The following is a 21609-nucleotide window of genomic DNA, read 5'->3' on the forward strand; positions in this document are numbered from 1 at the left end:
TATTTATTGCGGTAAAATAAATTTTTGTTCACGCTTCCACTCTACAGGAGTAAATGCACGAATAGATACTGCGTGAATTGTGCCATCTGAAATTGTATTCATTAATGGGCCATAAACTAGCTGCTGCTTTTTAACTCGGCTTAAACCGTCAAAGCATTCACCTACTGCAACAACTTCATAATGACTACCATTGGCTTTTACATGCACTTCAGCTAATTGAAGTTCTTCGCGTAATAATGTTTCGACTTGGCTAGTTTCCATAACTCTCACTCAAATAGGGTTGTAACCTGACCCAATTGCATTAAATTTTGCAATTGCTCAGGTAAGTTTTGCAATTCAAGGCGAATGCCTTGCTGCTTTAATTCTGCAAAAGAGTGAATTAACCAAGCTAAGCCCGCTGTGTCAACCCTAGATACACCACTTAGGTCGAAATAGATGATTTTATGCTTGGTTAATAGCTTGTTGTTTAGAAGCTGTTCATCGCCAATTGAATTTCGAGTAAGCTCACCGTTTACTCGAAAATGTTGTCCATCAACTTGGCTTATTGCCAATTTAGTCATTCGAGTTACTGCCTCTAAACTGAACTGGTAGCTGACTCTTTTGCTCTAAAAGGTTACTTACATTATCAATACCTTGCTGACGCAAAATACCTTGTAGCTCACTTTGTTTTGCATCTAGTAAACTAATACCTTCAGCAATCATATCGTACGCGCGCCATTCACCGTCACGGTCTTCACGTACTTTAAAATCGATTCTGATATCAGGTTTACCATCTTCAATAATTTTAGTTTTAACGACAACGACATCTTTGCCTTTAAATGCTTGTTCTGCACCAAACTCAACTTTCTGGTTTGTATATTGAGTGAATACACCTGCATAAGTAGCAACTAAATACTCTCTAAACACACCAATAAAGCGTTGAATTTCTTTAATTGCTTTGGCTTTTTCAGCTTCGTCGGTAATTGCACGTACTTTAGATACTTCACTACCTAGTACGCGAAGTGCTGCATATTTGTAGTCGATATAAGGCATTAATTCTTCTTCAACGATTACGCGAAGATGCTCTTGATTTTTAACAATTAATGGCTGATCTTTTTTAATACGTGCAAATGTATTATCGGCAACTTGGCGTACCATTTTATTTGGATCAACCAATTTAACATCTGCTGCACTTACGCTTTGAGTTAGCGTCATTGTGCCAATTGCTACAATAGCTAAAAACTTTTTCAACATAATAATTACTCACTACCTTGGTTGAATAAAAACTGCCCGATTAATTCTTCAAGTACAATGGCAGACTTAGTATCAGTAATTGAATCGCCATCACCTAGTGCTTTACTTTCCACACCAAATAAATCGTCAATTGCTTCATCTTGCTTGTTTTCAGTCACTGTTTCGCCTAAACAACGTTGTTTAGCCGAATCTGGAGAAATGACAGGGTGAATACCTAAGTACTGCTCACCTAAAATACCCGACGTTAAAATAGAAATTGAGCTTGTGTCTGAAAAGCGACATAAGTACTGTGCATCAATAGTCATATTAACGACTGGTAAAAATTCTTGTGGGTGAACATAAATTGATTCAACACGACCAATTACAACACCACCTACTTTTACCGGTGCACGCGCTTTTAACGAGCCGATGTTTTCAAACTTGGCATTAAGCGTATATGTTTCGCCAGAGCCACTAATACCTGAATTGGCAACTTTAAGTGCAAGCATTGCAAAAGCTAAAATGCCAAGTGCTACAAAAAAACCAACTAAAATTTCTAATTTCCGTGAATTCATTATCTATACCCTATTAGCTGGTAAACATTACCGCTGTCAAAATAAAGTCAAAACCTAAAACTGCTAATGACGAATGAACAACCGTTTCGGTGGTTGCTTTGCTGATCCCTTCTGAGGTCGGCACACAGTCATATCCTTTATAAAGCGCAATCCAGGTCACCACTATGGCAAATACAAAACTCTTAATAATACCGTTTAGTATGTCTTGCTGAAACGACACTTGTGATTGCATGATTGACCAAAAACTACCTGTATCAACCCCCAGCCAATCTACACCCACTAAATGAGCGCCTATGATTGCTACGGCTGAAAATATCAATGCAAGCAATGGCATGCTTATAAAACCCGCCCAAAAGCGCGGTGCAATAATACGTTTTAGCGGATCGATTGCCATCATCTCAAGTGATGAAAGTTGCTCTGTTGCTTTCATTAAGCCAATTTCAGCAGTCAATGCGCTACCTGCGCGTCCTGCAAATAGTAATGCAGTAACAACTGGGCCCAGTTCTCGCAATAAACTCAGTGCCACTAACGGCCCTAAACTATCCTCAGCGCCATAACCAACTAATACGGTGTAACCTTGTAAAGCCAATACCATGCCGATAAACAAACCCGACACCATGATAATGAGTAACGATTGCGAACCCACCATATAAAGTTGGCGAACAAGTAACGGTGTGCCTTTTTTAAAATTAGGAACATGCGCAAGCGCACTAAACAGCATATAAGCCGAACGGCCAAGAGCCGCAAAACGTCCTAGCGTTTTATGCCCTAGCTTTTGAAATAAATCCAACATTATGCTTTTTCTCCAAGCAGTTCATCTGCATAAGCTTGAGCCGGAAAATGAAATGGTACTGGACCATCCGACAAGCCTTTTAAAAACTGTTGAACTAAAGGAGATTCATGATTGCGCATTTCATCAGGAGTACCACAACCAATTACACCTTGATCGGCGATAATTATAACGTGATCGGCAATACTCATTACCTCTGTCACATCGTGTGTCACAATTAAAGACGATAAACTCAATACTTCGTTAAGCGACTTAATTAGCTTGACCAATACGCCCATCGAAATAGGATCTTGTCCTGCAAATGGTTCATCGTACATGATTAGCTCTGGATCAAGTGCTATAGCGCGCGCAAGTGCAGCACGTCTTGCCATACCGCCCGATAACTCAGAGGGCATTAAATCTTTAGCGCCACGTAGCCCAACCGCTTGCAATTTCATTAATACAACTAATCGGATAAGGTCTTCACTTAGCTTTGTGTGCTCTCTTATAGGAAACGCAATATTGTCAAATACTGACATATCAGTAAACAGCGCACCACTTTGAAAAAGCATGCTCATTTTAGTACGTGCTTCGTATAACTCTTTACGAGACATTTTAGGAATGCTGCCACCTTCAAATAAAATATCACCTGAATCTGGTTTAAGCTGACCACCAATTAAACGCAACATAGTGGTTTTGCCAATTCCGCTTGGCCCCATGATCGCAGTAATTTTACCTTTAGGAACGCTAAAACTCATATTTTTATATATAGTTCTATTGCCTCTCGAAAAGCTAACATCCTTGACTTCTACTATTGATTGCGACAAGTCGCTCTCCATAAAAATGTTCACTAGTGCACCTATTTTAAAGCTTTTTTGTCAAAGATGGAAAAAACAATTCGTAAGATTTTGTAATACACCCATGAAAAGGATTATAAGACTCGCTCAAAACAGCTTAACCCCGGCTTAAATTTTTAAATTAACTGTTTAAAAGCAGCATTGTTACGTAGTTGACCTTACTCTTTTATTTATACTTTCATCTTGGCTTTTGTTACTATTCGCGCCATCCGTATTTTGTATAACTGGCTTAACACAATGGTTACCTCGTTTGTTATTTTAATTCTTGGTTTTGCAGCTCTTGTTTGGAGTGCAGACAGGTTTGTTTATGGCGCTGCGGCTCTTGCTAAAAACTTTGGTGTACCTACACTTATTGTTGGTTTAACCGTGGTAGCTATGGGCTCTTCAGCACCCGAAATGATGGTTTCAGCCTCTGCCGCGTTGGCTAATAAAACCGACACAGCCGTTGGTAATGCTGTTGGCTCTAATATTACAAACATTTTACTTGTGTTAGGTATCACAGCTCTATTTCGCCCTCTTTCAGTTTCATCAAGTACATTAAAACGCGAAATGCCATTGGTAATGCTCGTATCTTTAGTTACTTGGTATGTGTTCTCAGATAACTACTTTTCATTTAATGAAGGTGTTGCGCTTTTGGTTGGCTTTATCGTATTCATCGGTGGGTTAATTATTGTATCTATGCGTGCGAAAAACCAAGATGATCCATTTGTGTCAGAAGCCTGCGACGACGTCCCTAACGATGTACCTACGAAAAAAGCGGTATTTTGGTTAGTTGTCGGCATGATACTCCTACCTGTTAGTTCTCATTTTTTAATAGGTTCGGCTGTCGATATTGCTAAATACTTCGGCTTAAGCGACTTAGTCATTGGCTTAACAATTATTGCCATCGGTACTAGTTTGCCTGAACTTGCCGCTTCGGTTGCAGGTGTACTTAAAAATGAAGATGATTTAGCACTAGGTAATATTGTTGGCTCAAACATATTTAATATTCTAGCGGTATTACCACTTGCCGGTATTATTAACCCTTCTGCCATTGACCCATCATTAGTAAGCCGAGACGTATTAATTATGATTGGTGCAACACTTGCTCTCATTATTATGTCATTGAACTTTAGAGGCACCCAACGTATCAATAGAGTAGAAGGCGGCTTATTGCTAATAGCGTTTTTAGGTTACCAAGGGTATATTTTTAGTCAAGTAGGGTAAATGATGGCAACGCTAAATTTTATTGAACAAGGCCTTCGCGTTTTAGATGTTGAGCGCCAAGCACTTAGTGATATTGCACAATATGTAGATGAAAATTTTCATAACGCGTGCCAATTAATGTACGACTGCGAAGGCCGTATTATTGTCATTGGTATGGGTAAATCAGGTCATATTGGCAATAAAATAGCGGCAACCCTTGCAAGTACTGGCAGTCCAGCATTTTTTGTTCACCCTGGTGAAGCAAGTCATGGTGATTTAGGTATGATCACTAAAAATGACGTGGTTATGCTTATTTCCAATTCAGGGGAGACCAGCGAAGTTTTAAATATCATTCCGGTTTTAAAACGACTTGGTGCCAAAATGATAGCGATGACTGGCAATACGCAATCAACCATGGCGACCCTTGCTAATGTACATGTGTGTATTAAAGTAGAAAAAGAAGCCTGTTCATTGGGTCTAGCTCCTACATCAAGTACCACTGCAACGCTTGCGATGGGCGATGCCATGGCAGTTGCATTATTAGAAGCTCGCGGGTTTACAGCTGATGACTTCGCGCTATCTCACCCAGGTGGTAGTTTAGGCAAGCGTTTATTACTTACTTTAAAAGATGTTATGCACAGCGGCGCAAATACACCTATTATTAGCGTTTCACAAACAGTTAAAGACGCCCTCATTGAAATGTCTGCTAAAGGTTTAGGTATGACAGCCATTGTTGATGAAAATCAGCAGCTCGTGGGATTATTTACCGATGGCGATTTGCGTCGTATTTTAGAGCAAAGAATTGATATTCATACAACACAAATAGATGTTGTTATGACTAAGTCATGTACTACGGCTACGCAAGATATTTTGGCTGCTGAAGCGCTTAATATTATGGAACACAAACGTATAAATGGCTTAATCGTCGTCAATGAGAAAAACCAACCTATTGGCGCATTAAACATGCAAGACCTATTAAAAGCAGGAGTGTTATAAATGCAATTTGAAGAACTCTATCAACCGCTGAGCGATGATGCAAAAGCACGCGCTAAAAAAGTAAAGCTACTTATATGCGATATTGATGGTGTATTTTCTGATGGCCGTATTTATCTTGGTAATCAAGGTGAAGAGCTAAAAGCATTTAATACAAAAGATGGTTTTGGCATTAAAGCGCTTATAAACAGTGGCTTTGAAGTGGCTGTAATTACTGGTCGTCATTCACAAATAGTGCAACAACGTATGAGCAGCTTAACCGTACAGCATATTTATCAAGGCCAAGAAAATAAGCTCATTGCCTATCAAGAATTAAAAGACAAACTCAACCTTAGCGATGAACAAATTGCTTATATCGGTGATGATGGTCCTGACATGCCCGTTATGGAATTAGTCGGCTTTGCTGTTGCAGTAAATGATGCCCATCCACTTATTAAACGTTTATCACACTATGTAACGCAAATGCCTGGCGGCTTTGGTGCAGTAAGAGAGCTCACCGACTTGCTCATGCTTGAAAATGGTAAAGCATTGACTACACAAGGCACTAGTTCATGAATGCAGCGCGCATAATATTAAGCGTTTTATTCATTAGCTGTATGGTTTGGCTTTGGTACCCTTATTTTACACAAACAAATATTGTGCCTCAGACTGAGCCTGAAGTTATTGCCAAGCCTGATTACATAGCCATAGAACTCAAACAAACAGCCTATGACGAACAAGGTAAAATTAGTCACAAAGTCACTGCGGCTAAAATGGAGCTATATCAACAATTAGGTTTTACGTTTTTTGAAAAACCTATTTTTACTTTATATAACGAAAAGCAAACGTGGCAAATAAATGCAGACGAAGCAACATTATACGAAGACAAACAATTAATTTTAGAAGGCAATGTGGTTGCCAAAAACTTAACCGATAACGCCATGATAGACAAAATCAATGCTGATAATATTCAGGTAGATATAAAGCTATTAACAATGCGTTCGGAGCAACCCGTTATCATCACTGGACCCAATTTAAAAATCACTGGTAAAGGCCTAGAAGCCGACTTAAAAACCGAAGTGATAAAACTAATTAACCATACGCGAACCATATATTATGACCAATAAAATATTAAAATCACTTATTATTCCTACACTTATACTAGCGTTTAATAGTGGTGCTGCAGAGCAAAACACGCAACCGACTGCAAATCAAATTTCAATAAGTGCCGACAAGCAAGAAGGTCAATTAAAAGCTAATGTCGGGATTTTTGAGAAAAACGTTGAAATTATTCACGGTAACCGCCGTATCACAGCCGACCGCTTAGAAGTACATAAACGCGATGAACTTGGTGATAATAAACAATTATTAATTGCTACAGGTAGCCCTGCGCACTTTGAAGAAAAGCAATCAGATGGCACAACTATGAGCGCCAGTGCTGACGAAGTACGTTATGATGTATCTAAGCGTTTTTTAACGCTTGTTGGTAATGCACAAGTATCGCAAGCGGGACAAAAAATAAATGCTAAAAGCATTACCTACGATATAGAGCAGCAGCTAATCAGTGCCGAAAAAGATGAAAACTCAACTGACCGCGTTCACACAATTTTAGTGCCAATCGAGACTAAAAAAAGTAAAAAAAGCGACAAAGGTTAACCATGAGCACATTAAAAGCAGAGCTATTAGCAAAGAGCTATAAAGGCCGTGAAGTTGTAAAAAACGTCGGCCTTGAAGTCAAAGCTGGCAGTATTGTTGGCTTACTTGGCCCTAACGGCGCAGGTAAAACCACCACGTTTTATATGATAGTAGGACTTGTACCTAGCGACAAAGGTAAAATATCGATAGACGATAACGATATTACTCTTTTACCTATGCATAGTCGTGCTAGATTAGGCATTGGCTACTTACCGCAAGAGTCTTCAATATTCAGAAAGCTGACTGTTTATCAAAACTTAATGGCCATTTTAGAAACGCGCAAAGAGTTAAATAAACAAGCTAGAGAAGACACTCTCGATAAATTATTAGATGAATTTAGCATACAACACATTCGCGATAGCCAAGGTATGGCATTGTCAGGTGGCGAACGTCGTCGTGTTGAAATAGCACGTGCGCTGGCAGCAGATCCTAAATTTATATTACTGGATGAACCATTTGCAGGTGTTGACCCTATTTCGGTATTAGACATAAAGAAAATAATAGAACATCTTAAAAATCGTGGGATTGGTGTATTAATTACCGATCATAACGTAAGAGAAACCCTTGATGTTTGTGAAAAAGCCTACATTGTTTCTCATGGGGAGCTGATTGCATCAGGTACTCCAGAACACGTATTAAATGATAAAACAGTACGCGATGTTTACTTAGGCGAGCAATTTAGGCTGTAACATTTACGCCATGTCTTTAAGCATCTGCTAGTATTAATTATAACAACATAAAAGGATTGTTAGAGATACATGAGGCAATCACTACAGCTGCGCATGGGCCAGCAACTTACAATGACTCCACAGCTGCAACAAGCTATTCGTTTGTTGCAACTCAGTACATTGGATCTCCAGCAAGAAATACAAGAAGCTCTCGACAGCAACCCGCTATTAGAGGTTGAAGAAGCAGACTATTCAGAAGACGCTGCAGGTAAAAACGAGCAAAAAGCAGATACAGATGACATAACTGTTAGCGCATCTGCCGATGATGCTCCAAGCGAATACGAACAAGATAGTGGTGAAGCACTTGCAAAAGACACGCTAAGTGACGACATGGCTATGGATGTTAGTTGGGATGAGTACATGAGTGCCGCCCCAGCAGCATCATCGGGTCCGATGCCTGAAGACGAATCAATATACCAAGGTGCCTCTACTGAAACGCTCCATGAGTATTTAATGTGGCAGTTACAACTAACGCCATTTAGCCCTACAGACGAAGCTATTGCTATTGCTATTGTAGAAGCCGTCGATGATTCAGGTATTTTAACACTAAGCTGCGAAGAGATTTTAGAAAGCTTTAATCAAGAAAACGAAGATGATAACGAAGTCGAACTTGATGAAATTGAAGCTGTATTAAAACGCATCCAGCTGTTTGATCCTGTTGGTATTGCTGCACGTAGTTTACAAGAGTGTTTGTGTATTCAGCTTAACCAGTTTGATAAAGAAACACCTTACATTAATGAAACAAAAATGATTTTAACCGAGCATATTGATTTATTAGCTGCTCGTGACTATCGTACATTAATGAAGAAAACTAAGCTCAAAGAAGAAGAGCTTAAAGAAGTAATGACATTAATACATACTCTTAGCCCTAAACCTGCAGATACTATTGTAAGAGAAGAGTCTGAGTATGTTATTCCTGATGTGTCAGTTAAAAAAATTAAAGGCCGCTGGGTTGTTGAGTTAAACCCAGATAGCATGCCTAAAATTCGTGTTAATAGCCAATACGCGGCAATGTCTCGCACTGTAAAATCCAGTGGTGACAGCCAGTTTATTCGCTCGCATTTACAAGAAGCTAAATGGTTTATTAAAAGCTTAGAAAGTAGAAACGACACGCTATTAAAAGTAACAAATTGTATTGTTAAGCAACAACAAGGCTTTTTTGAACACGGTCCTGAAGCCATGAAACCAATGGTTTTAAATGATGTTGCTGAAATGGTAGAAATGCACGAATCAACAATTTCGCGCGTAACAACCCAAAAGTATATGCACACACCCCGTGGTATATTTGAGCTTAAATATTTTTTCTCAAGCCATGTAAGCACCGAAAACGGTGGTGAATGTTCATCTACAGCAATCCGTGCGCTTATCCGAAAATTAATCGCAGCAGAAAACTCAGCAAAACCATTGAGTGATAGCAAAATAGCGGATATATTGGCTGAGCAAGGAATTAAAGTAGCGAGACGTACAATCGCAAAATACCGCGAATCTCTGGCTATTCCACCGTCAAATCAACGTAAAAGTTTGATTTAAGACGCAAAAAAAGAGGGTAATGCTTATGCAACTAAACTTAACTGGTCGTCACGTAGAATTAACCGATTCACTAAGAGACTATATTAATACCAAATTTGCGAAGCTAGAAAGACACTCTGATCATATTAATAATGTTCATGTCATTCTCGATGTAGAAAAATTAAATCAAAAAGCAGAAGCCACCATACACGTAAGCGGTGCTGAGCTATTTGCCTCTACAGAACATCAAGATATGTATGCCGCCATTGACTCGTTGATCGACAAGCTCGATCGACAAGTAATTAAACACAAAGAGAAGCTTGCTCGACACTAATATGATGAAATTAAGCTCACTTATATGCCAGGACTGCAGCAAAGCTGCGGTCCTTTTTAATAGCAAAAAAAGAATTTTAGAGTTCATTAGCGAACTTGCTCACGACAAACTTCCGTATTTACCGCAACAAGATATTCTTAATGCTTTAATGAGCAGAGAGAAACTCGGTAGTACAGGTATAGGGCGTGGCATTGCCATTCCTCATGGAAGAATGAGCGGTGCAGAAGAGCCTTTGGCTTTAGTACTCGTTAGCGAAACTCCAATAAATTTTGATGCAATCGATAATCGCCCTGTTGATATTTTCGTCGCACTCATCGTACCAGATGGCGATAACCAGCAGCACTTAAAGACTCTAGCAACCATTGCTGATAAACTAAACAACAAAGATTTTTGTAAACAGTTACGCAGTGCAAAATCAGATACTGAGCTTTACCAAGTTATTGTCAATCAATCATAGTTTTATAAAGGGTGTTAAATGGAGTTAATTATCATAAGCGGTCGCTCTGGTTCTGGAAAGTCGGTTGCTTTACGCGTTGTAGAAGATTTAGGTTATTATTGCGTAGATAATATTCCAGTTAACTTGCTTCCTTCATTAGTTCGCAGTGTGTCTGATAGCTATGATAAAATTGCTGTTAGCATTGATGTGCGTAACATCCCTAAGCAACAAGATGAATTTAACGATATTCTTGAATACTTGCCTGGCTTTGCAAAACCTACTTTATTTTATTTAGATAGCGACGATCAAACATTGATCAAACGTTTTTCTGAAACTCGTAGATTACACCCACTATCAATTGACTCGTTGCCTCTTGATTTAGCCATCAAAAAAGAAAAAGAATTACTTGATGTATTAATCACCCGCGCCGACTTTATGATAGATACAACTGATTTGAGTGTTCATCAACTTGCTGAATCTATTCGTGAAAAGATTTTAGGTAAAAAAGATAAGCAACTGATTGTCACGTTTGAATCGTTTGGTTTTAAATACGGTATACCAAAAGAAGCAGATTACGTATTTGATGCACGCTTTTTACCCAATCCACATTGGGAACCTGAATTAAAACCTTTAAATGGGTTAGATCAACCTGTTAAAGATTATTTGGCCAATCACAGCATAGTGCAAAAATTCACATGGCAAATTCAAACATTTGTACAAACATGGTTACCGCACTTAGAGCGAAATAACCGCAGTTATTTAACCATTGCTATTGGGTGTACAGGCGGACAACATCGCTCTGTATATTTAGCGCAAACTATCGGTGAAAGTTTTGCAATGACACATCCCAATGTGAAAATTCGCCATCGCGAACAAGAAAAATAATATAGCTGAATAATCACCTGTTCAGCTTAGGTAGAGTAAGTTATGCATTGTGAAGACACTTTTTTAATAAAAAACAAATTAGGATTGCACGCCAGAGCAGCCACCGTGCTTGCCCAATTGGCAGTGCAGTTTGATGCGACAATTACATTATTTCAAGATGACAAAGAAGCTGCAGGCGATAGCGTACTTGCACTAATGTTACTTGAAAGTAGCCAAGGCAAAGAAGTAAAAGTTGTATGTAAAGGCCCCGATTCTGAGCAAGCTTTACATGCTGTTGGAGAATTAATAGCACAACGTTTTAATGAACAAGAATAAACAGTTATAAAAATAATGCTCGCATTACTAATGCCCCAACTAAAACAGATATATAAAATAAATACGGTTAGTGACGCCAGTTAACTCACCTCTCCCCATAAAGTAATATAAAAATTTATAAAGGACGCCAATGCCTGAAGCTTTTGAACAAGATTACCCACTACAGCAACTAAAACAGGTGACTAAGTCACTCAATAGTGGTCAATTTGTTCAAGTTAGGCGCATGCTCGCAAAAACAGCTCCTTGTGATACCGCATTATTATTAGAATCATCACCACATAAAATTCGCCGACTCCTTTGGCAGTTGGTTGATCCTGATGTGCAAGGTGATGTTCTTGAAGAACTCTCAGAAGATGTTCGTTTAGGCATTATTGCCCAAATGGAACCTAAGCACATTGCAGCCGCAACAGAAGATATGGGCCACGATGACTTAGGTGAAGTATTACGTAGTCTACCGGACACCGTTTATAAAGACGTTGTTAGCGCGATGGACATTCAAGACCGTGAGCGTGCAACACAAGCACTTTCGTATCAAGAGCGTTCTGCTGGCGCGCTAATGAACACCGATACGGTGACCATCCGCCCTGACGTTACGCTCGATGTTGTACTTAGGTATATTAGGCTACGCGGCGAGTTGCCAGAAGGTACCGATGACTTGTACGTTGTTGATAAGCATAACTGCTTTATAGGCGCTTTATCGCTAAGTACATTATTAACTAACCCGCCAGAAAAAATTGTTCGCGATTTAATGGATGAAGATTGTGAATCCATTCCAATCTCAATGGATGAAAGTGAAGTCGCGCAATTATTTGAACGTCATAATTGGATATCGGCCCCCGTAGTTGATGATAACGATCAGCTCCTTGGTCGTGTCACTATCGATGACATCGTTGACGTAATCCGCGAAGATGCTGAGCATAGTTTATTGGGCTTAGCCGGCCTTGATGATGAAGAAGATACCTTTGCGCCAGTACTAAAAAGCTCTAAAAAACGCTCCGTTTGGTTAGGTGTCAACTTACTAACTGCACTTGCAGCTGCTTTTGTAGCTAGCTTTTTTGAAGGCACTTTAGATGTGCTCCCTATTTTAGCTGTACTAAACGGTATTGTCCCTTCTATGGGCGGTGTTGCAGGTAGCCAATCATTAACGCTTGTTATTCGTGGTATTGCAGTAGGTCATATAAATCAAACTAACCAACGCTTTTTAATGATGAAAGAGCTTGCTATTGGCGCGTTAAACGGTGTTTTGTGGTCGTTGTTAATAGCAGGTGTTATTGCCCTATGGCAATGGGACTTTATGCTTGGTGGCGTACTCGCCTTCGCTATGTTTATGAACTTAGTGGTGGCAGGTGTTGCTGGTGCGAGTATCCCTATTATTCTTAAAAGAATGAATATAGACCCAGCACTTGCAGGGAGTGTGGTGCTAACCACGGTGACAGATATTGTGGGTATATTCGCCTTTTTAGGTACTGCTACTTGGTTGCTGGTTTAAATTAGAAACCTTTGCAAATAACTAAAGTAAAAAACACTTAGGGTAAAGCTGCAACTATGACAACGGATATCAAAAATAAAAAAGACACACCTAAAAAAACGCCAAAACAAAAAGGCCTATCAATATTAAAAAGTGTGTTGATATATGGTTTCATATTTTTCGTAATTTATAACGCTGTAAATTGGTGGCGACAACCTGTTATGCCAGCAAATCCTCAATTACAATTAATAGATTATAAAGGGCAAAACATTGATTTGTCAGCAATGAGCCAAGATAAACCAACACTTGTCTATTTTTGGGGAACTTGGTGCCCTATTTGTAGTATTACCTCCCCTGCCATAAACGAACTCGCAAAGGAGAATAACTACCCTGTCGTGAGTATCGCAATAAAATCAGGCTCGGATCAAAAACTACATGAGTATCTAAATGATCATGGCTACAGTTTTACCACTGTCAACGATCAACACGGTGAGATATTTGCCGATTGGCAAGGGCAAGTCACGCCATCTTATATAATCTTAAAAGATAATAAAATGACGCAAGGGCTAACAGGCATTCAGCCGTTATGGTCACTAAAATTACGTTTGTGGTTATCATCAATGTTTTAAGAAAAAACTAACTGCAAGTATATAGGCACTAAATATGCGCTATCTCAAGAGGGGTTTCTAAAAGCTCGCTCTTTATCACCTACAATAATATAGATAATAAAGAGCAAGGTTTACTTAATTTACGTATTAAAAAGGTTTTAAAAAACCTTAGCGTAATTAAACTAATCTACTAGTTGTTATTAGATTGAATCACTAACGTGTACTTTGACGATTACCGCCTACTTTTGGTTTAGTGTTTGCCTTTTTAAATTGGCTAAAACCGGTATGTCGCGTTAGTGCAGGACGTCCGCCTTTACTGCCACCTTTACCTGCTTTTTCATCACGCCCTTCTTCAGGCACTAAACAGTTAGGCCCTTTACCAATTAAATTAGCTTTACCCATTTTACGCAGTGCTTCACGTATCATCGGCCAACCTGCTGCATCATGGTAGCGTAAAATAGCTTTATGTAATCTACGTTGACGAGCACCTTTAGGTACTGGAACAACTTCTGTATTGTTTTTTATATTACGTAAAGAGTTCATTTCTGTGTGGTAAATAGTCGTCGCATTAGCCATCGGTGATGGGTAAAAATTTTGTACCTGATCAAGCTTAAAGTCATTCGATTTAAGCCATAAAGCCATGTTTACCATGTCTTCATCTTTTGTCCCTGGGTGAGCAGATATAAAGTAAGGAATTAAATACTGCTTTTTACCGGCTTCTTTAGAATACTTATCAAATAATTCTTTAAATTTATCGTACGCCCCCATACCTGGTTTCATCATTTTTGATAATGGGCCATCCTCTGTATGCTCTGGCGCTATTTTTAAGTAGCCACCTACATGATGCGTTACTAATTCTTTAACGTAACGCGGGTCGCGTACAGCTAAGTCGTAACGAACTCCAGAAGCAATCAATACCTTTTTGATACCCTTAACTTCACGTGCTTTTTTATATAAGTCTATTGTTGGCGTATGATCTGTATCCATATGCTTACAAATTTCAGGATACACACATGATAAACGTCTACAGGTACTTTCTGCCTTTTTGCTCGTACAACGCAGTTTATACATATTTGCAGTTGGACCACCTAAATCAGAAATAACACCAGTAAAACCGGGGACTTTATCTCTAATCTGTTCAATTTCTTCAATAATTGATTCTTGCGAACGGCTTTGAATAATACGCCCTTCATGCTCCGTAATTGAGCAAAACGAACACCCACCAAAACAGCCGCGCATAATATTAACTGACGTTTTTATCATGTCGTAAGCAGGAATTTTAGAGTCGCCGTAACTTGGGTGAGGAATACGCTGATACGGTAAACCAAACACAGCATCCATCTCATGTGTTTCTAATGGGTATGCTGGCGGGTTTACCCAAATAGAACGATCGCCGTGTCGCTGAAACAGTGCTCTTGCACAACCAGGATTTGTTTCTTGATGTAGAATACGCGAAGCGTGGGCGTATAAAGGTTTGTTAACACTTACTTGCTCATAAGCAGGTAACTTAACATAGGTTTTTTCCCATGGCTTAGGTCGCGCAGGCTGAACCATAATCGGTTTTGCAGCTTCTGCTTTTAAATCTATACCGGCTTGTTTAAATTCAGATTTACTACAGCCAACATCATCAGCGCCGTATGGATTTGGAATTGGATCAATTTTACCAATTTTATCTATAGCGGTGGAGTCACTTCCACGCCAATCTGGTAAAGGTTCTTTTCTGATAACAGCCGTGCCGCGAATATCTTGAATAGTATCCATTGTTTCGCCTGCGGCAATACGATGCGCAACTTCAACTAACGGACGCTCTGCGTTACCGTAAATTAAAATATCAGCTTTTGCATCAAACAAAATACTACGACGTACTTTTTCTTGCCAATAGTCGTAATGAGCTATACGACGAAGGCTCGCTTCAATACCGCCAATAACAATTGGGATACCTTTGTATGCTTCACGGCATTTTTGCGAGTAAATCATTACGGCGCGATCTGGACGTTTACCACCTACGTTATCTGGCGTGTAAGCATCATCGTGGCGCATACGCTTTTCAGCTGTATAGCGATTGATCATCGAATCCATGTTGCCAGCTGTTACACCAAAAAATAAATTCGGTCTGCCTAGTTCCATAAATGCATCTTTAGAGTCCCATGCTGGCTGGGCAATAATACCCACTCTAAAGCCTTGCGCTTCAAGTACACGGCCAATTACCGCCATACCAAAACTAGGATGATCGACGTACGCGTCGCCACTAATTATTATTATGTCGCAGCTATCCCAGCCAAGTGCATCCATTTCTTCACGTGTAGTTGGTAAAAATGGCGCGGTGCCATAACATTCAGCCCAGTATTTAGGGTATGAAAATAAGGCGCGCTTAGCTTTGAGTGTGCTCATAATTGTGGCCGTAGAATAACAAAAGGCGCGAATTATACCCTACTAAATTGTTTATATATACAAAGTAGTCAAAGCATATCGCGCCTTAAATTCTAAATCGTTCATTAGCTTAAATAATAAGTTAATCTTTTTAGCGTTTATTTATAAATTCTATTAATTCATTTTCAGGCATGGGTTTAGCATACATAAAACCTTGTACTTCATCGCATCCTAAATTTTTTAAGAACTGGGCTTGCTCTTGTGTTTCGACCCCTTCAGCAATCGTTTTTAAGCCCAACTTAGCACCAAGTGATATAACTAAGGCAGCAATAGCGCCAGTGTCGTCATTTGGTAAATCTTTAATAAATGCACGATCTATTTTCAACCGATCCAAAGGTAAACTTTGAATGTAACTCAGCGACGAAAAACCAGTACCAAAGTCATCAAGAGCAACTTCTATTCCGAGTTCTTTTAGCTCGCTTAGTGTACTAATAACCGTTTCCAGCTCATCCATTACTACGCTCTCGGTGATTTCTAATTCTATGTTTTTTGGCTTAACACCATATTTTAACAATGTATTTTTAACAGTTTGCGCATAACCTTTTACTTTAAACTGTGGAACAGACACATTAACTGCAATACAAATTTCTGTGCCCATATTTTCTAGGCGCTTTTGCTGTTGGCAAGCTTGTTCTAATACCCACTGCCCTATATCAACAATTAAGCCCGCATCCTCTGCAAGTGGCACAAACACAGCCGGCGATATATACACGCCATCACTTGCCGGCCAGCGTAATAATGCCTCACATCCAATTAGCGATAAGTCATCTAGTGCAAGTTGAGGTTGGTACCATACCTCTAATTTATTTCGAGCAAAATCATGACGTAACTGCCTAATAATCCCTATCCGCCAAGCCATCTTATCTTGCATATCAATATTGTAATAAACGCCTTCTTTATGCTTTGCTTTTTTAGCTTGGTCAAGTGCAATATAAGCAACTTTCAGTGTATCAATACCGCTACTTTGAAAGTCTTGTTGTTGGCATAAGCCCACTCTAAAATCGATAGGGAGTAAATGTTCTTCTGCGTAAAATGAAATACCTAATTGCTCATTCAACTTTTTTAAGTCAAATTCGTCTTGGCGAATAATAAAACCAAAAACATCAGCGCCAATACGTGATAATAATTTAGCTGTTGGGTAATTTTCTCTTAACCTTTGCACAATGCCAATTAATACTTTATTGCCGACCTCTTGCCCTAAGCCGTTATTAATATCTGCAAAATTAACTACATCAAGTAATACAAATACATGATCGTTCACGTGTGGCTTTTGATAACTCACCACACGCTCAATAAAGTTAGTACGATTTGAAATACCAGTAAGCACATCTTTATAAGCAGCATCTCTTAACTTTACAAATAACCTTATGTTATCAAGTGCTACACTTACATTAGTTAAGAAAATTTCAGCAAATTGTAGCTGTGCTTGTAAGGGAATGTGGTCGCACTCTATATATAAAGCCGCTTTTCGATGCTTACTTTTTAATATAAATGTTGAACTTGAGTCTATGTGTTGGTGCTTTGACAAACCAAAACACGACTCAACTTGTTCAAATACTTTGCTATCAACATTAATTAATTTTTTACCAAAATGGCTTTCGTAATGCCCGCAACCACCTAAGACCTGAATAAAATCATCGCCATCTAACTTACTGCAAACAAGCCCTCTAGGTGAACATTTTAAAATAATACTCATGTGCTTGATGATTTCTTTGCATAATTGCTTAACATCAGTAAGTCCTAAAATAGACTTTGATGCTGAAACAATCGTGTTCATTGCATCACTTTGATATTCAAGCTGACATACCTGCTCGTATGAGCGAATAGCGGTTATAAGCGAAGTTACTAACTTGGAACGAGTCAGCTCTGTTTTCGTTTTATAGTCATTTATGTCGTATTCTCGTATTACTTTTTCTTCTGGTGTAATACCTGCTTGCCCTGTTCTTAAAATAATTCTTACATGTTGATTATTTAATTCGTCACGCACCCTTTTTACAACCTGCAAACCGGCATCGTCAGTTTCCATAACAACGTCTAAAAAAATAACCGAAATATTTTTATTTTTAGCTAGCACTTCTATTGCTTCTGCACCCGAATAAGCATCGTGAAATCGCAAGCCAGCCCCTAAAAACTCAACGCCAGACAAAGCTAATTTTGTTACAGAATGAATTTCAGGTTCGTCATCAACAATTAAAATATCCCAAAACTTAGTCTGCTCAACAACAGCATCGTCTTCAAAATCTTGTTCAAAAAATAAAAAATCGTTTTGATCTGACGACATTCGCTCTCCTAAGTAGCAATCAATAAATTATTTTTGGTTTATAATCTAATTCATACTATAGTCGATTAATAAAAAGTTGTTGTATTTCAACTTGAAAAACTAATAAAAGGTGTGCTTATTAAACCATTAAAAATATTAATCAAATGCGTACTGTTATTACTATTAGTATTGGCACTGGTAGGGCTAATACTGCCTCAAAGTTATAGTGTAAATAAAACAATCGAAATTAATGCCAATCTTAAAGTAATAAAGCCGCTTATCACCGACTTTAGCCAATGGCAAAAATGGTCTCCATGGGAAAAAGTAGACCCCAGCATACGTTTTACTTTGGGCGAACCCAATTCTGGCCTAGGGGCTCATCAGTCTTGGAAAGGAAAATGGGGATATGGTGAAATGATCATAACTTCGGTAAGCCAAAATAAAGTCAGCTTCAACATACTTTTAAATGCTGAACATATTATTAGAGGCACTTTTAACCTTAGCGAGCAAAACGGTATAGTTACGTTAATATGTAATATTAAAGGTCAAACAACTGCTCCTTTAATATCTGGTTACACTGCAATTTTAAGCGAGTACGTACTCAGTAATACAGTTTCACTGGGGTTAAATAACCTTCAAACTGTTGCACAGCTTAGTGATCCACAAAGGATAATGCACAGTCATGACAGTCAAAACAGCACAGGCGAGAATTAATCTTGCCAACATCATCGAATCCTTACTTGGTTACCCTATAACAAAAGTAGGTAGTAACGGTGTACTACCCACTAACGAGCAAAGTTACGATATTAAGGGCCAGATTAAGCCGCTTTATCATATCAACAGTGAAAACTCTGTTTTAGCTCGCGCTCAAAAACGCCAAGATTTATTACTTATTAAACAACAACAAAATATAGAATCAATTTTAGCAATGGCTATGGGGTTTTGCCCTGATGTAGCAAGTAGTAAACAGCCCGATGTTGATTGGGTAGAGCATTTTATAGCTCTGTGTGAAGATACTTCTAATGAATCAATGCAAATTTTATGGGCAAAAATTTTAACAGGAGAAACACTCAATCCTGGTACGTTTTCAATTAAAAGCCTACAAACTTTAAAGCATATGACACAGCGAGAAGCAGACTCTTTGCAAAAATGTGTGTCGCTCTCAGGCTATAACGAAAAAGACGACAGCCACTTTATATTACTCGGCTTTTACAAAAAACCGTCCTTGTTTGATTTGCTACGAAAAGGAAATAAAGTATCTTTAAATTTAGGAAAAACGGGTATTAGCTTTCCTGATATTTTAACGCTCATGGATCTTAATTTACTGTATAGAAAAGAAATTGAATCTGCAGTGCTTAAAGCGGGGCAAGAACTTACCCTTTCATTTTTATCGCAAAAAGTAACGTTAAAAGCAAAGAGTAGTGATTTGGTATTAAGCTATTACAAATTTACTCAAACAGGTGATGAGCTATCTAAACTCATTAATTTCCCTGTCAATAAGGTCTATAAGCAGTTGATTAATAATGCGCTAGAGGGAGAGTTTGATTTAGCGTGGCACGCAATAAAATAATATGCCACGCTTTGTTTAATTAGAAAATACTAATTAAAAGTGAACCTGAATACCCGCAAATGGGCCAGATGCATCAATATCAGTAGTAATATCATCTACATCATCAAGTTCTAATACCATAGAGCGGTAACCTGCTTTAACAGCAACATCTACTGCTAGGTTATCAATAAGTTCCCACGCTACGCCTACTTGGTAATCTTGTACTTTGCTATCGTCAATAGCCAAAAAGCTACCTTCAAAAAATACACTTAAACCAGTAAATGGTAAGCCAGCTTCGGCACGGCCGTATGCAAGAGGAACAAAACCAGAGAAGTCTTTGGTTTCGGTAAAGTTAGTACCACCATTTTGGGTAGTGCCGCTTACAACAATATCACCGTCAAACTGTTTAGCATTTAAACCTAGGTCTATTGAAATTAAGTCATTATCAAAAATTTCATAATAGAAAATATAATCAATATGCGTTAAATCACTTACCGTATTTACAGTAGAACCAACAACATAATCAGAACCATTAAAGCTAAATGTATCTGTAAGCAGCGCAGAACCATTTAGCTCAAGCTCTGTATACTTTAATTTGATATTTGGTACTAACGGCACTGGGTGCTCAAGCGCCGCGTAATAACTTACAAAAGTCTCATCTTCAAAATTAAAATCTTGAGATGCATTATTTTTGTAAGAAAATTGGCCATCGTTATCTGACTTCCATCCATCAACACCTACGTATAAACCTAGTAGAGTGTCAGCTTGCGCTGCCGGTGCTAAACATGCCATTGAAAGGGCTGCTGCTAAACAATACTTTTTCATTTTTTATCCTTGAGCTAGTAGTTCGCTAAGTTCGATTAAAGCCGCATTGGCTCTAGAAATATAATTTGCCATAACTAAAGAGTGGTTAGCAACATAGCCAAAACCATTCCCGTTTAAAATAAGTGGGCTCCACACTGTTTCTTGGGTTGCCTCAAGCTCACGTATAATTTGTTGAACGCTTACACGCGCATTTTTCTTTTCAAGTACATCATTAAAGTCATACTCTATCGCTTGTAAAAAGTGTAGTAACGCCCAAGTAGCACCGCGCGACTCGTAAAACACGTCGTCGATTTCTAACCACGGCGTTCTTACTTGTTGCTGCAGTGGAGCAAGAGTTGCTTGTTTATTAGATGAATTACCTGCTAAATCGGTATTCACTTTTTCTTGGCCTACACTGGCGCTTAAACGCTGGCTTAAACTACCTAAACGTTTTTCAGCTTCTTTAAGCCAACTACGTAAGTTATCTGCTCGTGCGTAAAATTGGCTATCGCGCTCATGCTCGTTAGCAATTTGTCCACGATATACCATTAAATAATCAATACCTTTTTGATACTCACCTTCAGCACTTGGCCATGCCCATGCTTCAGAGCTTATATTAAACTGTGGCTGCGCCTTTTTAAGTGCTTCATGTTCCGTAGACTGTGATTGCGAACGGCTAAAATCTTTTCGCATAGAAAGCGATAAATCACGCACCATTTCTAGCGCGCCATATTCCCACGCCGGCATATCATCCATAATAATACTTGGTGGTATTACATCATTTGATAAGTAGCCACCGGGTTTATCTAGTAAGGTATTTGCTACTGTAATTAATGTAGAAGTAGTTACGTAACCCGTAACTATTTTTTCATTACGAAGCTGCGCTTGCTCTTTGGCGTTTGCAACAACATCAAAACGTGAAGGCTCAGTGCTCCAATAAACAGCAATTGCGTAAAATATGATAAGCAGTAAAACAACTATTCCTGCTATTTTTCCTTTGTGTTGCGACATGTGTACT

The 21609-nt window shown here is 38.8% G+C and carries 25 protein-coding genes; 15 read left to right on the forward strand and 10 right to left on the reverse strand.

The window, feature by feature from the left end; genetic code table 11:
- Positions 1–3: 3 nt before the first annotated feature.
- From GQR45_RS00270 to GQR45_RS00295, 6 genes are read right to left on the reverse strand one after another with little or no spacing between them, the layout of a single operon-like run.
- Positions 4–261, reverse strand: coding sequence for a BolA family protein (locus GQR45_RS00270; RefSeq protein WP_002957953.1), 258 nt, complete (start codon positions 259–261; stop codon positions 4–6).
- A gap of 5 nt (positions 262–266) precedes the next feature.
- A complete protein-coding gene (locus tag GQR45_RS00275; RefSeq protein WP_010554274.1) occupies positions 267–560 on the reverse strand; it encodes an STAS domain-containing protein in 294 nt (97 codons plus the stop codon).
- Positions 553–1233: an ABC transporter substrate-binding protein gene (locus GQR45_RS00280; protein WP_101163629.1), complete on the reverse strand. Its 681-nt coding sequence runs from the start codon at positions 1231–1233 to the stop codon at positions 553–555. The genes GQR45_RS00275 and GQR45_RS00280 overlap by 8 nt, the downstream gene beginning before the upstream one ends.
- 5 nt (positions 1234–1238) lie before the next feature.
- Positions 1239–1787 (reverse strand): outer membrane lipid asymmetry maintenance protein MlaD, encoded by a 549-nt coding sequence (gene mlaD, locus GQR45_RS00285; protein WP_002957950.1) that lies wholly within the window; start codon positions 1785–1787, stop codon positions 1239–1241.
- Positions 1788–1800: 13 nt separating this feature from the next.
- Complete coding sequence (gene mlaE, locus GQR45_RS00290) at positions 1801–2580, reverse strand: lipid asymmetry maintenance ABC transporter permease subunit MlaE (RefSeq protein ID WP_002957949.1); 780 nt, start codon at positions 2578–2580, stop codon at positions 1801–1803.
- Positions 2580–3395, reverse strand: coding sequence for an ATP-binding cassette domain-containing protein (locus GQR45_RS00295; RefSeq protein WP_076916424.1), 816 nt, complete (start codon positions 3393–3395; stop codon positions 2580–2582). Before GQR45_RS00295 ends, mlaE begins: the two co-directional genes overlap by 1 nt.
- 255 nt (positions 3396–3650) lie before the next feature.
- On the opposite strand from GQR45_RS00295, the gene GQR45_RS00300 reads away from it, so the two are divergent.
- The 13 genes from GQR45_RS00300 (at position 3651) to GQR45_RS00360 (ending at position 13569) form a co-directional block, all read left to right on the forward strand.
- Positions 3651–4619 carry a calcium/sodium antiporter gene (locus GQR45_RS00300; RefSeq protein WP_010554272.1) on the forward strand — a complete coding sequence of 323 codons (969 nt, stop codon included), beginning with the start codon at positions 3651–3653 and terminating at the stop codon, positions 4617–4619.
- A 3-nt stretch (positions 4620–4622) separates the two neighbouring features.
- A complete protein-coding gene (locus GQR45_RS00305) occupies positions 4623–5594 on the forward strand; it encodes a KpsF/GutQ family sugar-phosphate isomerase (RefSeq protein WP_007580312.1) in 972 nt (323 codons plus the stop codon).
- Complete coding sequence (gene kdsC / locus GQR45_RS00310) at positions 5595–6146, forward strand: 3-deoxy-manno-octulosonate-8-phosphatase KdsC (protein ID WP_007580311.1); 552 nt, start codon at positions 5595–5597, stop codon at positions 6144–6146.
- Positions 6143–6697 carry an LPS export ABC transporter periplasmic protein LptC gene (gene lptC, locus GQR45_RS00315; RefSeq protein WP_007580308.1) on the forward strand — a complete coding sequence of 185 codons (555 nt, stop codon included), beginning with the start codon at positions 6143–6145 and terminating at the stop codon, positions 6695–6697. Before kdsC ends, lptC begins: the two co-directional genes overlap by 4 nt.
- Positions 6687–7226, forward strand: a complete 540-nt coding sequence (gene lptA / locus GQR45_RS00320) for a lipopolysaccharide transport periplasmic protein LptA (protein WP_165724751.1) — start codon at positions 6687–6689, stop codon at positions 7224–7226. The genes lptC and lptA overlap by 11 nt, the downstream gene beginning before the upstream one ends.
- Before the next feature lie 2 nt (positions 7227–7228).
- Positions 7229–7954 (forward strand): LPS export ABC transporter ATP-binding protein, encoded by a 726-nt coding sequence (gene lptB, locus GQR45_RS00325; protein WP_007580304.1) that lies wholly within the window; start codon positions 7229–7231, stop codon positions 7952–7954.
- A gap of 69 nt (positions 7955–8023) precedes the next feature.
- Complete coding sequence (locus GQR45_RS00330) at positions 8024–9523, forward strand: RNA polymerase factor sigma-54 (RefSeq protein ID WP_007580303.1); 1500 nt, start codon at positions 8024–8026, stop codon at positions 9521–9523.
- 25 nt (positions 9524–9548) lie between these two features.
- Entirely contained in the window at positions 9549–9836 is a 288-nt protein-coding gene (hpf, locus tag GQR45_RS00335; RefSeq protein WP_007580301.1) for a ribosome hibernation promoting factor, read from the forward strand.
- Between the two features lie 4 nt (positions 9837–9840).
- Positions 9841–10293: a PTS IIA-like nitrogen regulatory protein PtsN gene (gene ptsN, locus GQR45_RS00340; protein WP_024590190.1), complete on the forward strand. Its 453-nt coding sequence runs from the start codon at positions 9841–9843 to the stop codon at positions 10291–10293.
- Positions 10294–10311: 18 nt separating this feature from the next.
- Complete coding sequence (rapZ, locus tag GQR45_RS00345; protein ID WP_010554269.1) at positions 10312–11157, forward strand: RNase adapter RapZ; 846 nt, start codon at positions 10312–10314, stop codon at positions 11155–11157.
- 42 nt (positions 11158–11199) lie between these two features.
- Positions 11200–11472, forward strand: a complete 273-nt coding sequence (locus tag GQR45_RS00350) for an HPr family phosphocarrier protein (RefSeq protein WP_002957937.1) — start codon at positions 11200–11202, stop codon at positions 11470–11472.
- Between the two features lie 130 nt (positions 11473–11602).
- Positions 11603–12961: a magnesium transporter gene (mgtE, locus tag GQR45_RS00355; RefSeq protein ID WP_010554268.1), complete on the forward strand. Its 1359-nt coding sequence runs from the start codon at positions 11603–11605 to the stop codon at positions 12959–12961.
- A 56-nt stretch (positions 12962–13017) separates the two neighbouring features.
- The gene (locus GQR45_RS00360) at positions 13018–13569 is read left to right on the forward strand and encodes a protein disulfide oxidoreductase (RefSeq protein ID WP_165724752.1); all 552 of its coding nucleotides are present in this window, start codon (positions 13018–13020) and stop codon (positions 13567–13569) included.
- 192 nt (positions 13570–13761) lie between these two features.
- Here GQR45_RS00360 and GQR45_RS00365 read toward each other — a convergent pair whose 3' ends face one another.
- Complete coding sequence (locus GQR45_RS00365) at positions 13762–15939, reverse strand: YgiQ family radical SAM protein (protein ID WP_165724753.1); 2178 nt, start codon at positions 15937–15939, stop codon at positions 13762–13764.
- Positions 15940–16069: 130 nt separating this feature from the next.
- The gene (locus GQR45_RS00370; protein ID WP_165724754.1) at positions 16070–18259 is read right to left on the reverse strand and encodes an EAL domain-containing protein; all 2190 of its coding nucleotides are present in this window, start codon (positions 18257–18259) and stop codon (positions 16070–16072) included.
- 111 nt (positions 18260–18370) lie between these two features.
- On the opposite strand from GQR45_RS00370, the gene GQR45_RS00375 reads away from it, so the two are divergent.
- Together GQR45_RS00375 and GQR45_RS00380 are read left to right on the forward strand one after the other, a co-directional pair.
- Complete coding sequence (locus GQR45_RS00375) at positions 18371–18952, forward strand: SRPBCC family protein (protein ID WP_165724755.1); 582 nt, start codon at positions 18371–18373, stop codon at positions 18950–18952.
- Positions 18921–19808 carry a TIGR03899 family protein gene (locus tag GQR45_RS00380; RefSeq protein ID WP_024594005.1) on the forward strand — a complete coding sequence of 296 codons (888 nt, stop codon included), beginning with the start codon at positions 18921–18923 and terminating at the stop codon, positions 19806–19808. The genes GQR45_RS00375 and GQR45_RS00380 overlap by 32 nt, the downstream gene beginning before the upstream one ends.
- A gap of 33 nt (positions 19809–19841) precedes the next feature.
- Here GQR45_RS00380 and GQR45_RS00385 read toward each other — a convergent pair whose 3' ends face one another.
- Together GQR45_RS00385 and GQR45_RS00390 are read right to left on the reverse strand one after the other, a co-directional pair.
- On the reverse strand, positions 19842–20612 hold the full coding sequence (locus GQR45_RS00385; protein ID WP_007580285.1) for a TIGR04219 family outer membrane beta-barrel protein: 771 nt from the start codon (positions 20610–20612) through the stop codon (positions 19842–19844).
- Positions 20613–20615: 3 nt separating this feature from the next.
- The gene (locus GQR45_RS00390; RefSeq protein ID WP_010554262.1) at positions 20616–21602 is read right to left on the reverse strand and encodes a DUF2333 family protein; all 987 of its coding nucleotides are present in this window, start codon (positions 21600–21602) and stop codon (positions 20616–20618) included.
- Positions 21603–21609: the final 7 nt, after the last annotated feature.

The organism is Pseudoalteromonas sp. SA25 (assembly GCF_011378705.1).
Lineage (GTDB): Bacteria > Pseudomonadota > Gammaproteobacteria > Enterobacterales > Alteromonadaceae > Pseudoalteromonas > Pseudoalteromonas arctica.

Excerpts from the sequence above, each read along its gene's own strand:
- GQR45_RS00270 (WP_002957953.1), bottom strand. The coding sequence starts at position 261 with ATGGAAACTAGCCAAGTCGAAACATTATTACGCGAAGAACTTCAATTA.
- GQR45_RS00275 (WP_010554274.1), bottom strand. The coding sequence starts at position 560 with ATGACTAAATTGGCAATAAGCCAAGTTGATGGACAACATTTTCGAGTA.
- GQR45_RS00280 (WP_101163629.1), bottom strand. The coding sequence starts at position 1,233 with ATGTTGAAAAAGTTTTTAGCTATTGTAGCAATTGGCACAATGACGCTA.
- mlaD (WP_002957950.1), bottom strand. The coding sequence starts at position 1,787 with ATGAATTCACGGAAATTAGAAATTTTAGTTGGTTTTTTTGTAGCACTT.
- mlaE (WP_002957949.1), bottom strand. The coding sequence starts at position 2,580 with ATGTTGGATTTATTTCAAAAGCTAGGGCATAAAACGCTAGGACGTTTT.
- GQR45_RS00295 (WP_076916424.1), bottom strand. The coding sequence starts at position 3,395 with ATGGAGAGCGACTTGTCGCAATCAATAGTAGAAGTCAAGGATGTTAGC.
- GQR45_RS00300 (WP_010554272.1), top strand. The coding sequence starts at position 3,651 with ATGGTTACCTCGTTTGTTATTTTAATTCTTGGTTTTGCAGCTCTTGTT.
- GQR45_RS00305 (WP_007580312.1), top strand. The coding sequence starts at position 4,623 with ATGGCAACGCTAAATTTTATTGAACAAGGCCTTCGCGTTTTAGATGTT.
- kdsC (WP_007580311.1), top strand. The coding sequence starts at position 5,595 with ATGCAATTTGAAGAACTCTATCAACCGCTGAGCGATGATGCAAAAGCA.
- lptC (WP_007580308.1), top strand. The coding sequence starts at position 6,143 with ATGAATGCAGCGCGCATAATATTAAGCGTTTTATTCATTAGCTGTATG.
- lptA (WP_165724751.1), top strand. The coding sequence starts at position 6,687 with ATGACCAATAAAATATTAAAATCACTTATTATTCCTACACTTATACTA.
- lptB (WP_007580304.1), top strand. The coding sequence starts at position 7,229 with ATGAGCACATTAAAAGCAGAGCTATTAGCAAAGAGCTATAAAGGCCGT.
- GQR45_RS00330 (WP_007580303.1), top strand. The coding sequence starts at position 8,024 with ATGAGGCAATCACTACAGCTGCGCATGGGCCAGCAACTTACAATGACT.
- hpf (WP_007580301.1), top strand. The coding sequence starts at position 9,549 with ATGCAACTAAACTTAACTGGTCGTCACGTAGAATTAACCGATTCACTA.
- ptsN (WP_024590190.1), top strand. The coding sequence starts at position 9,841 with ATGAAATTAAGCTCACTTATATGCCAGGACTGCAGCAAAGCTGCGGTC.
- rapZ (WP_010554269.1), top strand. The coding sequence starts at position 10,312 with ATGGAGTTAATTATCATAAGCGGTCGCTCTGGTTCTGGAAAGTCGGTT.
- GQR45_RS00350 (WP_002957937.1), top strand. The coding sequence starts at position 11,200 with ATGCATTGTGAAGACACTTTTTTAATAAAAAACAAATTAGGATTGCAC.
- mgtE (WP_010554268.1), top strand. The coding sequence starts at position 11,603 with ATGCCTGAAGCTTTTGAACAAGATTACCCACTACAGCAACTAAAACAG.
- GQR45_RS00360 (WP_165724752.1), top strand. The coding sequence starts at position 13,018 with ATGACAACGGATATCAAAAATAAAAAAGACACACCTAAAAAAACGCCA.
- GQR45_RS00365 (WP_165724753.1), bottom strand. The coding sequence starts at position 15,939 with ATGAGCACACTCAAAGCTAAGCGCGCCTTATTTTCATACCCTAAATAC.
- GQR45_RS00370 (WP_165724754.1), bottom strand. The coding sequence starts at position 18,259 with ATGTCGTCAGATCAAAACGATTTTTTATTTTTTGAACAAGATTTTGAA.
- GQR45_RS00380 (WP_024594005.1), top strand. The coding sequence starts at position 18,921 with ATGACAGTCAAAACAGCACAGGCGAGAATTAATCTTGCCAACATCATC.
- GQR45_RS00385 (WP_007580285.1), bottom strand. The coding sequence starts at position 20,612 with ATGAAAAAGTATTGTTTAGCAGCAGCCCTTTCAATGGCATGTTTAGCA.
- GQR45_RS00390 (WP_010554262.1), bottom strand. The coding sequence starts at position 21,602 with ATGTCGCAACACAAAGGAAAAATAGCAGGAATAGTTGTTTTACTGCTT.